This is a genomic window from Vibrio sp. LQ2 (assembly GCF_023920125.1).
Taxonomy (GTDB): Bacteria; Pseudomonadota; Gammaproteobacteria; order Enterobacterales; family Vibrionaceae; genus Vibrio; species Vibrio fluvialis.
The window spans coordinates 1,967,627-1,982,762 of record NZ_CP085308.1 but is presented as its reverse complement, the minus strand read 5'-3'; the positions used below and the strand labels follow the sequence as shown (position 1 = coordinate 1,982,762).

Below are 15,136 nucleotides of genomic sequence, written 5' to 3'. Positions count from 1 at the left end.
CTTTTCTTTACTATGCAAGTTTTTGAACTAGCGTCTGTTTCTGATGCAATGCTGACACAATAAAAAGCCAGCATCACGCTGGCTTTTTTACCATTAAGTAGGTAATGCTCAGATTACGCCCAGCTCACGCAAGCGTTCCATCAGGTAGCTGTGCGCTGTGTAACGCTCAGACAGCACAACTTCTGGTTTTGGATGCAGGAACAGAGGCAGAGAAATACGCGACTGAGTCTGACGCTCACCCGTTGGGTTGATGACACGGTGCGTTGTGGATGGGAAGTAACCACCCGACGCTTCCTGTAGCATGTCACCAATGTTGATGATCAGGTTACCAAAGTCACACGGAACATCGATCCATTCACCATCACTGCCCATCACCTGCAAACCAGGTTCGTTTGACGCAGGGAGAACCGTCAGCAGGTTAATATCCTCATGCGCCGCCGCACGAATCGCCCCCGGCTCTTCTTCACCACTCATTGGCGGGTAATGCAGCACACGCAGCAGCGTTTTTTCACTGCCGTTGATCATCTCAGACAGCGCAATGGAAAAGCGTTGCTGAACTTCAGCAGGTGCATGAGCTTCAACCCAGCTCAATAACTCAGAAGCAAATGCGTTCGCACGGTCATAATAATCCAGAATCTGCTCTTTCAGCTCTTGCGGGATCTGGCCCCAAGGGTAAACATGAAAGTACTCTTTGATGTCTTTCACTGTATGCCCCTTCGCCACTTCAGATACGCTTGGCGGGAAATAACCGTCCTGAGTTTCTACGTTAAATTGGAACTCGTTTTTACGCTCAGACATAAAGAATTGGTACCAGTTTTCGTAGATGGACTCGACCAGCTCTTTTGGAATCGGGTGGTTTTTCAGAACACCAAATCCGGTTTCACGCAGTGACTTTACAAATTGCTCTGCGGCATCCGGAGCAAGATAATCGACAGTTTCCAGTTTCATGACTTTACTTTTTTTGTTATGGGAATTGAACGCGGGATTTTAAAAGTCACCATGGGGTAAATCAAACTTTAATGAAATGATCATGTTTGAATGCGCTGAATCTGAGCGACTAACTACACTTTCAACAGTAAACGTTTACGTAACACTGACTCGAACGCGTGAAAACACAATTGAACGGCGTTCATAATAATGGCAACATAGGTACGTTACTTCACAAGGGAATGATAACCACATGAATTTTCCGAAAAGTTTGATTGGTTTTACGTTGGCGTATGCCTTGGTGTTCGTGTTCTCCGCTATTGCTCCGTCCTCTCGTGCCGTGTGGATTGCTGAAATTCTGCCAGCGATGCTGATCCTCGCCGGGATCTGGTGGGTTTCCAGCCATCAACGATTAAGCAAAACGGCTTACTTCCTGATGTTTATCTGGCTGACTCTGCATACGATCGGGGCTAAATATACCTTCGCAGAAGTGCCGTTTGACTGGTTCAACCAACTGATTGGGTCAGAGCGCAATAACTTTGACCGAGTTGCGCATTTTGCTATCGGTTTATACGCCTACTCGATTGCGGAATATCTGATACGCCGCCAATTGGCCAACCGTTGGATTGCCGGCGCCTTTGCTCTGTTCTGCATCATGAGTATCGCAGCGGGCTATGAAATTATTGAGTGGTGGTACGCTGACTTGGCAGGCGGTGAAGAAGGCATCGCGTTCCTGGGTTCACAAGGTGATATTTGGGATGCGCAAAAAGACATGCTATGCGATACCCTTGGTGCAATAACGGCACTGTTTATCATGAGTTGGCAGTGCCGCGTGCAACCCAAGCGCTTTGCTGTCGTCTCTTGAAGCGCTTTTTAGAATTCGATTAAGGAGCCAAATGGCTCCTTTTTTTATCTCTTAACTTTATCTCTTAACGCGGTGTGTTTTGTTCTATCCAAGCGAGGTAAGGATTAAAACCGTCCACAATCGGCACTTGCACAATCTGAGGCACCTCGTAGCAGTGTAGCTGGTCGATTTCCTGCTCCAGCTCAGCGTAGCAGGCTTTACGCGTTTTAATGATCAGCAGAATTTCTGAGTCACAGCACACTTCGCCATTCCACAGGTAGTGACTTTGAATTGGCATACTTTGCACACAGGCGGCTAACTGTTTTGACAACAAACTGTGAGTGATTTGCTGAGCGTTCTCCTGGCGGTTTGTGGTGGTCAATACAATACAGAAATCATGGTTGTCCATCTAAGCCTCCTCGCTTTGCAGCGTATTGATGCGTTTCACTCGCTAACCAGAAACAGCATATACCGAAATATCGTATTTCGTCAGTGCATCGACCTAAAGCTGAGAGCCCGGTATTGACCAGTAAAACCGTTTGTAGCCAAATGGCTAACTCGCTCTTAATGCAATCGGTAGCATTGTTAATTATGAAATCACTCTCAAAATCAGCACAAACCTTGTCACTGTAACAGTACGTGGCCAGGAATCGGATTATTCTAAAACCATAATTAAATACATTTGATTCTTTTATCGCTGCCGAGTATTTCTCTATGACTAAAAACTACGACGACATTTCATCCACCGATGGTTGCCCTCTTTGCCAACACGACGAATATTTTGTTTCACAAGACGGGGAAAAGTTTATCTGCGGACAATGCGGATTTAAAACTGACCACCTGAAAAGCATCCAGATGCAACTGAGTTTGTTGCAAAGTGCTTCAGCGCTACGTTGCCCATCGACACACAGAAAAACCATGCATTAAAAGTGCGTTAGCAAACATACCCTGTGAGATGTTCTAGTTTTGACAGGATCACGACTTCATCGTAAGTCGTTCGGTTTGAGGGGTTTACTGGTTGCACCTGAAACGTTATGACGCCAGCCAAGACCCCGGCTTCCACCCCTTTTGCCGTATCATCAACGTAAATGCACTCATCTAAGAGAAATCCCATATTCATCGCGCAATAGCGAATCAAGTCCGGCTCAGGCTTCCAGCTGTTGGCTTCAAACGCGGAAAACACTTTGCCGGTGAAATACGGCATTAAGCCCGCTAATTGAAGAATGGATTCGATTTTTTTCCGGGGAGCATTGGAGGCGACGCAAAACTCAATATCGTGGTTGCTCAGCGTATCCAATAAAGTAATCACGCCGTCCATCGGTTTCAGTTCAGCAGCAAAGAGAGTTTCCAACTCTTCGCGATAGCGGGTTTCCAGCACGTCAATATCCGCGCTCATACCAGCCAATTCCAAGATAGTATTGAGAATGTCGGCGATCTTGCCGCCTTCAAAATTCTGCGCGATGTCTGAAATAGATAATTCAGCACCAAGATCGTTGAAAATACGAACTAATGCCTCGCAGCACAGGCGCTCGCTGTCAACTAAGGTACCTTCACAGTCAAAAATAACGCAGTTCGTTTTTTTGTCAGCCATATACGCTCCTCTTTACAAGCAGTGTATACGGCAGAGGGACAGGCGAAACAACGCATTAAAGGAAATGAAACCGCTCTCACACAGTGAACATCAATTTATCAACCGACATCACTTTTCTAGCTTTACACACCAAGCGTTGTCTTAACAGTGTCACATCATTGGGGATCAAAGCTCGATGAATACATCACCGCTAAATGCATGATTCTGAAGCCATTTCGCTACCACGGCATTGGCGAATTCACGTTCATCGCCGAATGCGCTCACGGAACGTACCACAACATCCGACAACAAGACGGCATCAGCTTGCGCGGTAAGAATCGCAGCCGCCACAGGCTCTGACTCGGAGAAACCCAGATAAAGAGCACAAGGTTCGGAATAGATGATTTGAGTAAAGAATTCGACCAGCAGGTTTTGTTCCTCTTCGCTGGCCATCTGTGAGGCTTGCAGCAGAGCAAACATAATGGTCAGTCGATGGAAATCAACTAAATAGATGTCATCCAGCTGGCCTTGAACAGGTTGGTCAAGCAGAGGCTGAGTTTGTCGCTGCTCGCTCAACGTTTGGTATAGCGCGCGCCCTTTAATGCTTTCCGGCGTTGGATACTCTACGTCAACTTGACTCCAGAGCCACTGGTTTTTGATTTCAACAATCGCGTGAGATGACGGCGTCATAAGGCGTACTTCTTATCGTTAACAAAAGTTCAAGTGCTGGCCATCCATCAAACATCGAGTGAAACAGTTGGCAAAGCGTCGCAAACCCGGAGTCTAGCACAATTCTTGTCTGTTTTTATCGAAACATACTGCTATCATAAATCCAACACGAACAGTTGGAATTATAAAATGATCAAGAAATTAGCCGTGGTTTCCCTTTGCACTCTCGCTCTTGCCGCTTGTGACAGCTCAGAAGTCGGCGATGTGAGTCTGGGCGTGTTTACGACCCAAGATATTAAGCTCAACAACCTGACTGACCCTGATGTCCCTGGCGTGACTTGCCACATTGCCAGCATTGAAGCCGATCTGAGTCTGGCTGATCCTTCCGATTCTTCGATTTCTTGCCGTCAAACGGGCGAAATCACACCAGAGATGATCGCGAAAATCGACAAGTCGAAAGCGGGCGATGTCGTGTTTAAAAAATCGAAAAGCATTTTCTTCAAAACCATGAAGATCCGTCGAATTTTCGATGCACAAACACAAACGCTGATGTACGTCTCTTATTCAACCAAAGAGACATCAGGCAGCTTCAAACACAGCCTGTCGACCGTTCCATTATGGGGAACCAAAGCTTACAACGCGTTCCCAGCCCCTACCGACAAGTAATTATTGTATAAAAAGAGAGCGACTTGATCTGAGTCGCTCTTTTATGTCGTAAAAGTGAAACTTCAAATAAATTTTTGTGATATTATTCGCGAAAATTTTTCACCATTGCCCACTTAACACATGAAGTTTCCTGGACAGCGCAAATCTAAGCATTATTTTCCCACGCACGCTCGTGATCCGTTGGTTAATCAAATCCAACAATCTACTCATCTCCATCGCCCTACTGTCGTCGGTGTCGGCCAGACTATCGTTGATATTGAAGCGCGTGTGGATAATGAATTCTTAGAAAAATATGACCTGAGTAAAGGACACTCTCTGGTACTGGAAGAGAGTAAAGCCGATGCGCTTTACGACGAACTGGTAGAACGCGGACTGATCACGCACCAATACCCGGGCGATACCATCGGTAACACCCTGCACAACTACTCTGTGCTGGCAGACAGTAAATCTGTGCTGTTGGGGGTGATGTCCAAAAATATCGAGGTCGGGTCTTATGCGTATCGCTATTTGTGCCGCACTTCCTCACGCATGAACCTGAACCACCTGCAGACTGTGGACGGCCCGATCGGACGTTGCTACACGTTGATCTCAGAAGACGGTGAACGCACTTTCGCCATCAACGAAGGTCACATGAACCAACTGCATCCAGAAAGCATTCCGGAAGAGGTGTTTGATAAAGCATCAGCGCTGGTTGTTTCCTCTTATCTGATGCGTGGCAAGCCTGAAGACCCAATGCCAAAAGCCGTGCAACGTGCCATTGAAATTGCCAAAGCGAAATCTGTGCCTGTGGTGCTGACTCTCGGCACTAAGTATGTGATCGAAGGTAATGAAAAATGGTGGCAGGACTACCTGAAAGAGCATGTCACAGTTCTGGCGATGAACGAAGAAGAAGGTGAAGCGCTGACAGGCGAGAAAGATCCGCTTCTCGCTGCTGACAAAGCACTGGAATGGGTGGATTTGGTGCTATGCACCGCCGGTCCGGTTGGCCTTTACATGGCAGGTTATGTTGACCAAGCGGTGAAACGCGAAACCGAACTGCCGCTTCTGCCGGGTAATATTCCTGAGTTCAATAAATACGAATTCAGCCGCGCGATGCGCCAGCAAGATTGCGACCATCCACTGCGTGTTTATTCACACATCGGCCCTTATCTGGGCGGCCCGCTGGAAATCAAAAATACCAATGGCGCCGGCGATGGCGCATTGTCCGCCTTGTTGCACGACATGGCAGCAAACAGCTACCACCTTCGCAACGTGCCGAATTCAGCCAAACATGACCGTGAATACCTGACTTACTCTTCGCTGTCGCAGGTGTGTAAGTACGCTAACCGCGTCAGCTATGAAGTGTTGACGCAGCACTCACCGCGTCTGTCTCGTGCTCTACCTGAACGTGAAGACAGTCTGGAAGAGACTTACTGGGATCGTTGATACCCTGCGCATTACCTGCATTGGTTATAAAAAGCGGCTTTATGCCGCTTTTTTTGTGGTTTAAATTTGCTAACACAAATCATTATCAAATCAAACTCTGTTGCGTCAAAATCATGCGCATACGCACGCTTATTATTTACATAAAATTTCATAATTGAGACATTCTTTCGTAAAGTATATAGTTGACGCTTAAAAGAAATATATTAATAAATTTGTTATCAACACCTTCTATTTCCCTATTTAGTTGCTTTAACATTGATTGCTCAGAATCCAAATGATTCAGTAGAGCCAGGTGCATTGATATGTCATTGACGCAGGAGAAAACCCCGCACTTAGTCAATATGTTTTCGGACGCTCACCAAAAGCGTTTGGTCCATATTTTTGACGTCTTTAGTGAAGGGATTTTTCACATGGATGAACAGGGTTGTATGACGTTTTACAACCCAGGCTTTTATCAACAATTTGGTTTTAACGCCTCCACCATCACACTCAGCGAATGGTATTCTGTCGTGCACCCGCAAGATAGAATTCAGCTCGAAGAACGAGTCAACGACCATGTGATCCACGAAGGTCGCGTTACCACCCAATATCGCGCACGTAAGACGAATGGGCAGTATGTCTGGATTCTTGGCACCGCGGTGACCAAGGAGCACGACGGCGAAACATTTATGGTCGGCAGTCATCGCGATATTTCCGACCAGAAACTGATGGAGTCATACCTCAATCAGGCCGCCTTTTACGACAATGTTTCGGGCTTGGCGAACGCAACCAAACTCCTTAAAGACATTGACCAGATAAAGCTTAACGACACTCAGTCCGGCACACTGGTTTACATTCAGATTGACGACATCAAATCGTACCTAAACCAATACGGTACCGAAGTCGTTCAGCACATTCTGCACCATTTGATATCCGCGCTGAATACCATTACCAGCCACGATACTGAATTCTATCGGGTTCGTTCTGATGATTTTGCCATCCTGCTTAACCACCCGGTCAGTAGTGAAAACCTGACGGCACTGTGCCAGGACATACTCGAGCGCTACTCAAAATCAGCGCAAGAGCACGGTCATCTGTTCGGAGACAGTATGAGCATCGGGGTGTATCCGGAGTTTTCTTCCGAGTACAGCGCCGAACAAATCATCAATATCGCCTCTCGTACATGTCAGTACGCGGGAGAGAAAAATCGCTCACGCATCGAGATTTACAACGGCAAAACTCAGCGCGCGGTTGATCGCTTCTTCTACATTGAACGAGGTTTGAAAGAGGCACTGCAGTCCCGCTCTTTATCCGTCAAGTTCCAACCGATTCTCAACGCACAAAGCGGCCAGGTGTCGAGCTTTGAAGCATTGGTTCGCTGGCGTTCGAAAGAGTTTGGCGAAATATTTCCGGATGAGTTTATCCCGGTTGCGGAAAAGAAGGGCTTGATCACCGAACTGGGTTATCAAGTGTTTGAAAAAGCATGCGAATTCATCAGCCGTTACAACCAGGTCAATGGTGTGAACATTCGCGTGAATATCAACGTCTCCGTTTTGCAGCTCCTCAACAGCACATTTCCATCTAACATCAAAATGATGGCGGATGAAGCCGGCATTGCCCCTAAGTCGATTGTGCTCGAGCTGACGGAAACGGTTATTCTCGATGGCAACAAAAATGCGTTACACCAACTCGATACACTGAGTAAAATGGGGTTTCAGCTCTCTCTGGATGATTTTGGCGCAGGATTGAGTTCGATCCACAGTTTCTTTGATCTGCCACTCAATCAGATCAAGATTGACCGCTCGATGGCGACCAAGACGCTGACCAATCGTGCATCAGAACAATACTTAAACTTCATTATTCAGCTTTGTCGCAGTAAAGGGGTCGATATCGTCATTGAAGGTATCGAAAACAGCGGCATGTACCAGAAGTTTCGAGAGATGGGCGCTTCTTACCTGCAAGGCTACTGGTTCTCCAAGCCGCTATCGCTGGCCAGTGCGAGCCGTTATACACTTTCAAGTAACCTGACCTCTGGTTAAACCACAGGGTGTGAAGTAGCTCCGATAACCTTTCATGGTCATAAATCCTTCATCTAAGTGACTGGATTTTAGTGAGATGGCTCCATAATATCGCCGAAACATACGGAAGTGTTTCAGGCGCATGATCCTCAATCAAACCCCAATTTCCACATCGTCGTCCTTTAATCTGGAGGTCAAGTGCCTTCTGTTTACACTCGTCATCGTATTTCTTATCAATACTCCGATGCGCTATGTGAAATCTGACAAAGAATCCGATTTCGCCGTCCAGCTCAAAACACTGGAGGAAACATTGATCCTCAAACGCAATCTGGCCGCCAGCTTTCTTGCTATTGGTGACTCGCAAGTCGCCGAACAATATTTTGATTCTAAGTCCGCATTCCTTGACCTATCAAAGCAACTCCTCTCAGCGCAATCATTGATTAAGTCGATGGAAATCGTTTCAAAGAACCCGCCTTCCGGTTATCGCTATTCAAAATGGATCAATGCTTATAACAACTACTACTCAAGCAGCCTCAACCGCCAACAAACCCAACTGCTTATCGCACCTCAATGGGGTGTATTTACTGAATTTAAAGCCATCTACCGCGACCAACGTCATATCGGTTACCTGGTGCTTGAGATCCACCTGAAAGAATTTTCTGATATTGGCAGAGACAGCATGCTGCTGGTTAACGATGTGGGTACGGTCTACTCCAGTTCTCGTGTCGGCATCGAGAGTATGAGCAATCTGGGCGATACTTTTCCTAAGGTATGGCAGGATTTACAGCGCAGTAGCCGATTTGCCGGGTTATTGGAGTATGACGACTTCAGCTTTATTTACCGTAAGTTAGATCTGATCGATAACAGCAAAACTTATCTGGTGAAAGTTGTCGATAATCACGAACTGGTTCCGCCCTATTTCTACCTGATTCTTATGTTTGGCAGTATCACAACCGGTGTCAGCCTCTACCTCTATCGCATTCGCAAAGACAAGCTGGAGCTGAGCAAAATCACTTTCACCGATGAACTTTCCGGGCTGCATAATCGGCACTATCTGAAAAAAGTCAGTCGTCAATTGACGCCAGACGGCCGCTATTACTTGTGCATTCTCGATATCGACCATTTTAAATCGGTGAACGATAAGTATGGTCATGATATCGGCGATCAAGTTATTAAGCGCGTGGCCTCCGTCATTAAAAGTCGCATCCGTTTAACCGATTATGCGTTCCGCTTTGGCGGTGAAGAGTTTGTGGTGGTGATCAAAACCGATTCAACAGAACAGGCCGTACGTATCTTCGATCGAATTCGCGAAGATGTTGCGCGCTTTGTTCAGGCTCCTAAAGTGACGATTTCCGGTGGCGTCTGGCCGGTTATAGAGTCTGTCGACGATGCCATTAAGCAAGCCGACCGCTTACTCTACATGGCCAAAGAAGGCGGGCGTAATACCATTTTGAGCGAAGCCGCTTAACTCGATGCCAAAAGAAACAGGCAGACGCGATTGCTGCCTGTTTATCTACCCGATACAAAGCGCTTAGTGTTCTGAAGAGATGCGTTTGCGCGTTCGCCATAAGCCAAGTGCCAGCAGCGATGCAAACCCAGCCAGCCCCAGAGAACCGCCTCCACCACTGTCCGACGACGTCGAACTCAGACCGAGATAAGCCAAGCGTTTCGCATCAGTCGCCGTAAAGGCAGGTGTTTCCGTTCCGGCCAGCACGCTGTTAATCCAACTGGTGTAATCGTACACTTCGGTAAACACGGCATCCGCATCAGAGTTAGTCCAGCCACTGCCGCAGGTCGTTGGACCAAAGCTGACAATACCAACTTGGGTTAACGAACCACTGACATTTCGATATATCGGGCCGCCAGAATCACCCTGACACGTACCATTGGCGAGCCCTGTTGAAACGCTATAGTCACCTTTAAAGCAAATCTATTTACTGGTTAAAGAAGGCAAATCCAATTGACATGTTGTGTTCGACACATAGGTCATATCCGTGACTAACAGATCATTGGTGTTGTCTACCCCAGTGCTTGTATTGCCGTGACCAACAGCCTCAAAGACATTGTCGTTGGTATCATCATCTGTGCCATTTGTTCCTAAGCGATAGGTGTCATCACTGGGGATATCGGTATAGTCAACCACATTGAGGCTCGATTCCAGTTTGATAATAGCGATGTCGTTTGACCATAAATTGGTGGATGAGTCTTCGTAATCAGGATGGTAATAGAACTCCGAAGCCCGCACAGTCTCAATGCTGCCATTTGGAAAAGCAGATTCATCATCCGTTTGACCGACCACGGTAAACAGCATGTAATCTTCGTCCAGATTGCCCGAACCATCAAAGATGCAGTGCGCGGCCGTGAGCACATGCGTCGCGTCAAGCATGGTGCCGCCGCAGTAACTGCCGACGCCATACACGCCGTCGTATTCAATACGATCGTAAAACAGGCTGACAAAAGATCCGTATGTACTGACACTGGTCGACGTACCATTAACAATATAAGTCGTGACATCGGTGGTGGCCGCGAATGAGGGAATTGCAGAAAGGGAATACGTGAGCGCCGCCAAAGCCTTCCATTTCTTCATGTCTATATCCTTTAAGTAAAAGTTCTCAGATAGTACTTGATACGTAATATTCAGCAAAACTCTCTTTACGCGTCTTTACATTGCTAAACCAAAGTATGAATGATAAATAAAAAAACAGCCCCTCAAGAGGGGCTGTTTTTTCAGTATCTCAGATTAACCGCGGTAGTAGCGTTGCGGTACAAACGGCATTTTTTCAACCAACATTGGCAGCATTTTACCGCGTACTTCAGCAAACACTTCCGTGCCAATTGCAGACAGATCCGCGCGCACGTAAGCCATAGAGACTGGGATACCCGCAGTTGGACCGGCAGTGCCGCTGGTCACGATACCAATTTTTGCACCTTCAGCATCAAACAATTCAGTGCCTTCACGCACTGGTGCTTTGGTTTGACCAACCAGACCCACACGCTTACGTGACACATCTTTCGTTGCGATTTGAGACAGAATGATATCCGCACCTGGGAAACCGCCTTCACGCGCGCCGCCCGTGCGACGAACTGGTTGAATCGCCCACAGCAGACTGGCTTCAACTGGTGTGGTGGTTTCATCAAGATCGTGACCATACAGGCACAGACCACACTCCAGACGCAGCGAGTCACGTGCGCCCAGACCAATCCACTCCACCTCATCAAACGCTGTCAGCGTACGAGCCAGTGTTTCTGCTTTGTCAGCCGGCACAGAAATTTCGTAACCATCTTCGCCTGTATAACCACTGCGGCTTACGATGCAGTCGATGCCATCGATTTGCACTTGCTGAATGTCCATAAACAGCATGTCAGCGACCGCTGGTTGCAGGCGAGCCAGCACTTCAGCCGCTTTTGGGCCTTGCAGAGCCAACAGAGCGCGGTCGTCAATGATTTCCAGCTCAACACCTGATGGCAGATGTGCTTGCAGGTGATTGATGTCTTGTTCTTTACACGCTGCGTTCACGACTACAAACAGATGATCCCCCAGGTTAGCCACCATCAGGTCATCCAGAATACCGCCCTGCTCATTAGTAAAGAATGCGTAACGCTGCTTACCTTCGGCAAGATCGACCACATCGACTGGAACCAAAGTTTCCAGCGCCGCCGCCGCACCTTCACCGTGCAGACGAAGCTGACCCATGTGTGAAACGTCAAACAGACCTGCTGCTTCACGAGTGTGCAAGTGCTCTTTCTTTACGCCCAGAGCGTACTGCACCGGCATATCGTAACCCGCAAAAGGCACCATCTTCGCGCCAACTTCCAAATGAAGCGCGTGCAATGGTGTGATCAGGAGTTCTTGTGTCGCATGTTCTTGAGTCATTTTCTTCTCCATTAAGCCAGACTCAGTCTTTCGAGTGTAGCCGCTAGTGTTTAGCAAAAACTGTAGCAAAAGTTCCTATCAGGAAACCATGTTTCCAATAGTAAACAAGGATGCGCCTGTTTTAGCGCATTAACAAGTTCAAAACAGTGCGAATTGTCATAATTAACAACTCAATCACATTTAAGGCTGCAAAAGAAAAACGCCGCAACGACGATATTCTCATCACTACGGCGCATTTTTCTTCAATTCACAACAAAAAGCAAACGGTTGCCTTCACTATAGGAAATTTTTCAGTTTTTCACTTTATTTGGCCGTGACCCACAAGATCAGCGCATCTTCATCGCTCACCGAGACCAACATATGCCCCATATTGGCGTCGTAATACACACTATCACCTTCTGCCAGCAGAACCGGTTCATAGAACTCACTGTAAAACATCACCTCACCTTCGAGGATCAGCAGGAACTCTTCACCGTCATGGCGAACCCAGTCACCATACTCTTCAAATGCACGTGCCCGAACCCGGCTTTTGAACGGCATCATCTTTTTATTCGACAGCTGCGTAGCCAGCAATTCATGCTCATAAGTTTGGGTCGGATGCGGTTTACCCAACCCTTTCTTGGTCACATCGCGACGGCCGCTTGCCATGATTTTCTTAGGTGGCTCAAAGAGTTGCGGCATGTCAATTTGTAAACCATGCGCCAGTTTCTGCATCGCCTGAAACGTTGGAGAGATCTGTTCGTTTTCGATTTTGCTGAGTGTTGAACGTGCCAATCCAGTACGCTGACTGGCTTCTTCCAGCGTGATGCCGAGCTTGGCGCGAATGTCTTTAATACGCTGACCGAGCTTAAGCGGTTCAATATTTTGGTCGCCGGATTCCTTGGCGAGAGTCAATGATGGGTACTCATCATAAATGTCTTCTGACATGCTTTCCCTCGAATATTTATTCTTCCTGTAGTGAAAAAACATTGTTGCACGAAGCTACAGATTGATTAAAGACCACAATGGGAAATAAAGCGTGCTTTAGGTAGCAAAAACAGAAACCATGTTTCCTATAGGAAATTTTTGATTGATTGTTCTTTTTACAGGGAGTATGTTACGTCCTTGTTAGATGAAGAGATGCAAGTTACCGCGTTCAAGTGGCAAGGATTTAACATTTGGCTGCGGGTTTGGACCCTGTTTTTGGGGTCAGTTATCAGTGCAAACACCACGAGCAGCCTTGGGGCTCACTCGCGATTGAACCGATAAAAGTGATTACGGAACAACCAACACATGCAGGATTTTGCTCAGGCAGAATCGAATAAGAAGGACCGACGAGCAGCAAGACGCTCAATCGCTCGTCAGATTATGGGAAGGTCATCTACCATGAACGCAAACGTGAACAAAGCTTACCAAAATCACAGCCTGGAGAGTTTCTTCTCCACGAACTTAGCAGCTACGGACGATGCGGTATTTGCCGGCATTCAGGCCGAATACACCCGTCAAAACGAACAAATCGAACTGATTGCTTCTGAGAACATCGTGTCTAAAGCAGTCATGCAAGCACAAGGCACCTGCCTGACTAACAAATACGCTGAAGGCTATCCGGGTCGTCGTTACTATGGCGGTTGTGAGCACGTCGACAGCGTTGAGGCGATTGCTATCGAACGCGCGAAGTCGCTTTTTAACTGCGAGTACGCAAACGTTCAACCTCACTCTGGCGCACAAGCTAACGGTGCTGTGATGCTGGCTCTGCTGCAACCGGGCGATACCATTATGGGTATGTCGCTGGACGCTGGCGGCCACTTAACGCACGGCGCGCGCCCAGCCCTGTCTGGCAAATGGTTTAACGCCGTTCAGTACGGTGTAGACCGCGCAACCTTGGAAATCAATTACGAAGACGTGCGCAAACTGGCGCTGGAAAGCCAACCAAAGCTGATTATTGCCGGTGGCTCAGCCATTCCACGCATCATTGATTTCAAAAAATTCCGCGACATCGCTGACGAAGTCGGCGCGCTGTTGATGGTTGATATGGCGCACATCGCCGGTTTGGTTGCCACTGGCGCTCATCCAAGCCCGCTGCCACACGCGCACGTCGTGACCACCACCACTCACAAGACCCTGCGCGGCCCGCGCGGCGGCATGATTCTGACCAACCACGAAGAGATCATTAAGAAGATCAATTCGGCGGTATTCCCAGGCCTGCAAGGTGGCCCACTAATGCATGTTATCGCAGCAAAAGCGGTTGCATTTGGTGAAGCTCTGGGGCCTGAGTTCTCAAGTTATATTGATTCGGTGATCGATAACGCAAAAGTTCTGGCCGAAGTATTGCAAACTCGCGGCTGTGACATTGTGACTGGCGGAACCGATACGCACCTGATGCTGGTTGACCTGCGTCCGAAAGGATTGAAAGGCAACGTGGTTGAGCAGGCACTGGAGCGTGCAGGAATCACATGTAACAAAAATGGCATCCCTTTTGATGAAGAGAAGCCTATGATTACTTCGGGCATTCGTTTAGGTACGCCTGCTGGAACCAGTCGTGGTTTCGGTCGTGAAGAATTTAAACTCATTGGTGAGTGGATTGGCGACGTGCTGGATGGCTTAGTTGAAAGCCCTGAAGGTAACCCGGAAGTGGAACAACAAGTTCGCAAACAGGTTAAGGCGCTATGCCAGCGCTTCCCGCTTTACCAATAAACAGTTAATGATGCCTAAGGCGCATAAACGTCAAACCCGATTCATACGTTTATGCTCACCTTAGGCAGCAAATTCGATACATTTTGGAGATTATGCAATGGACAAAACACTGAAGTTTACAGACAGCCATGAATGGGTGCGCGACAACGGTGACGGTACAGTAACAATCGGTATCTCTGAGCACGCTCAGGAAATGCTGGGCGATGTTGTGTTTGTTGAACTACCAGAAGTAGACAGCGAATGCGATGCTGGCGAAAGCTTCTCACTGGTTGAATCTGTAAAAGCAGCTTCTGACATCTACGCGCCAGTATCTGGTGTGATTGTGGAAGTGAACGAAGACCTTCAGGATAGCCCAGAGCTAATCAACGAACAGCCATACGAAGGCGGCTGGATTGTTAAAGTGAAAATGTCTGACGCGGCCGAACTGGACGATCTGAAGGACGCCGAAGAGTATCTGAGCTCTATCGAAGAAGACTAATGTCTCAGAATAA

General features: G+C 47.6%; 14 protein-coding genes and 1 pseudogene. 8 read left to right on the top strand and 7 right to left on the bottom strand.

What is annotated here, in order from left to right:
- Positions 1–108: 108 nt before the first annotated feature.
- Positions 109–948, bottom strand: coding sequence for a 2OG-Fe(II) oxygenase family protein (locus LGV68_RS09330; RefSeq protein WP_020329119.1), 840 nt, complete (start codon positions 946–948; stop codon positions 109–111).
- A 232-nt stretch (positions 949–1,180) separates the two neighbouring features.
- Between LGV68_RS09330 and LGV68_RS09325 the strand changes: the two genes are divergently transcribed.
- Entirely contained in the window at positions 1,181–1,792 is a 612-nt protein-coding gene (locus tag LGV68_RS09325) for a DUF2238 domain-containing protein (RefSeq protein WP_020329117.1), read from the top strand.
- A 64-nt stretch (positions 1,793–1,856) separates the two neighbouring features.
- Here the strand turns inward: LGV68_RS09325 and cutA are convergent, their stop codons facing one another.
- Positions 1,857–2,180: a divalent-cation tolerance protein CutA gene (gene cutA / locus LGV68_RS09320; protein WP_143682461.1), complete on the bottom strand. Its 324-nt coding sequence runs from the start codon at positions 2,178–2,180 to the stop codon at positions 1,857–1,859.
- Between the two features lie 305 nt (positions 2,181–2,485).
- Between cutA and LGV68_RS09315 the strand changes: the two genes are divergently transcribed.
- Positions 2,486–2,698, top strand: coding sequence for a hypothetical protein (locus LGV68_RS09315; protein WP_075990157.1), 213 nt, complete (start codon positions 2,486–2,488; stop codon positions 2,696–2,698).
- Positions 2,699–2,705: 7 nt separating this feature from the next.
- On the opposite strand, the gene LGV68_RS09310 is transcribed toward LGV68_RS09315, so the two are convergent.
- Entirely contained in the window at positions 2,706–3,362 is a 657-nt protein-coding gene (locus tag LGV68_RS09310) for an HAD-IA family hydrolase (RefSeq protein WP_252536599.1), read from the bottom strand.
- Positions 3,363–3,527: 165 nt separating this feature from the next.
- A complete protein-coding gene (locus LGV68_RS09305; protein ID WP_061055442.1) occupies positions 3,528–4,031 on the bottom strand; it encodes a hypothetical protein in 504 nt (167 codons plus the stop codon).
- A gap of 168 nt (positions 4,032–4,199) precedes the next feature.
- On the opposite strand from LGV68_RS09305, the gene LGV68_RS09300 reads away from it, so the two are divergent.
- From LGV68_RS09300 to LGV68_RS09285, 4 genes are all read left to right on the top strand, one after another.
- Complete coding sequence (locus LGV68_RS09300) at positions 4,200–4,676, top strand: CreA family protein (RefSeq protein ID WP_020329110.1); 477 nt, start codon at positions 4,200–4,202, stop codon at positions 4,674–4,676.
- Between the two features lie 120 nt (positions 4,677–4,796).
- Complete coding sequence (locus tag LGV68_RS09295) at positions 4,797–6,101, top strand: inosine/guanosine kinase (protein ID WP_222737652.1); 1,305 nt, start codon at positions 4,797–4,799, stop codon at positions 6,099–6,101.
- A 302-nt stretch (positions 6,102–6,403) separates the two neighbouring features.
- A complete protein-coding gene (locus tag LGV68_RS09290; RefSeq protein ID WP_154183297.1) occupies positions 6,404–8,119 on the top strand; it encodes an EAL domain-containing protein in 1,716 nt (571 codons plus the stop codon).
- 223 nt (positions 8,120–8,342) lie between these two features.
- Positions 8,343–9,566 carry a sensor domain-containing diguanylate cyclase gene (locus LGV68_RS09285; protein WP_252536597.1) on the top strand — a complete coding sequence of 408 codons (1,224 nt, stop codon included), beginning with the start codon at positions 8,343–8,345 and terminating at the stop codon, positions 9,564–9,566.
- 63 nt (positions 9,567–9,629) lie between these two features.
- Here the strand turns inward: LGV68_RS09285 and LGV68_RS21450 are convergent.
- The 3 genes and pseudogenes from LGV68_RS21450 to LGV68_RS09265 all read right to left on the bottom strand — a co-directional run bounded on the left by LGV68_RS21450 (position 9,630) and on the right by LGV68_RS09265 (position 12,899).
- Positions 9,630–10,685: pseudogene (locus LGV68_RS21450) on the bottom strand (serine protease).
- A 153-nt stretch (positions 10,686–10,838) separates the two neighbouring features.
- A complete protein-coding gene (gene gcvT / locus LGV68_RS09270; RefSeq protein ID WP_024374996.1) occupies positions 10,839–11,972 on the bottom strand; it encodes a glycine cleavage system aminomethyltransferase GcvT in 1,134 nt (377 codons plus the stop codon).
- Between the two features lie 303 nt (positions 11,973–12,275).
- Positions 12,276–12,899 (bottom strand): helix-turn-helix domain-containing protein, encoded by a 624-nt coding sequence (locus tag LGV68_RS09265; RefSeq protein WP_020329103.1) that lies wholly within the window; start codon positions 12,897–12,899, stop codon positions 12,276–12,278.
- 438 nt (positions 12,900–13,337) lie between these two features.
- On the opposite strand from LGV68_RS09265, the gene LGV68_RS09260 reads away from it, so the two are divergent.
- Together LGV68_RS09260 and gcvH are read left to right on the top strand one after the other, a co-directional pair.
- Complete coding sequence (locus LGV68_RS09260) at positions 13,338–14,645, top strand: serine hydroxymethyltransferase (protein WP_020329102.1); 1,308 nt, start codon at positions 13,338–13,340, stop codon at positions 14,643–14,645.
- Between the two features lie 97 nt (positions 14,646–14,742).
- Positions 14,743–15,123: a glycine cleavage system protein GcvH gene (gcvH, locus tag LGV68_RS09255; protein ID WP_020329101.1), complete on the top strand. Its 381-nt coding sequence runs from the start codon at positions 14,743–14,745 to the stop codon at positions 15,121–15,123.
- Positions 15,124–15,136 lie beyond the last annotated feature (13 nt).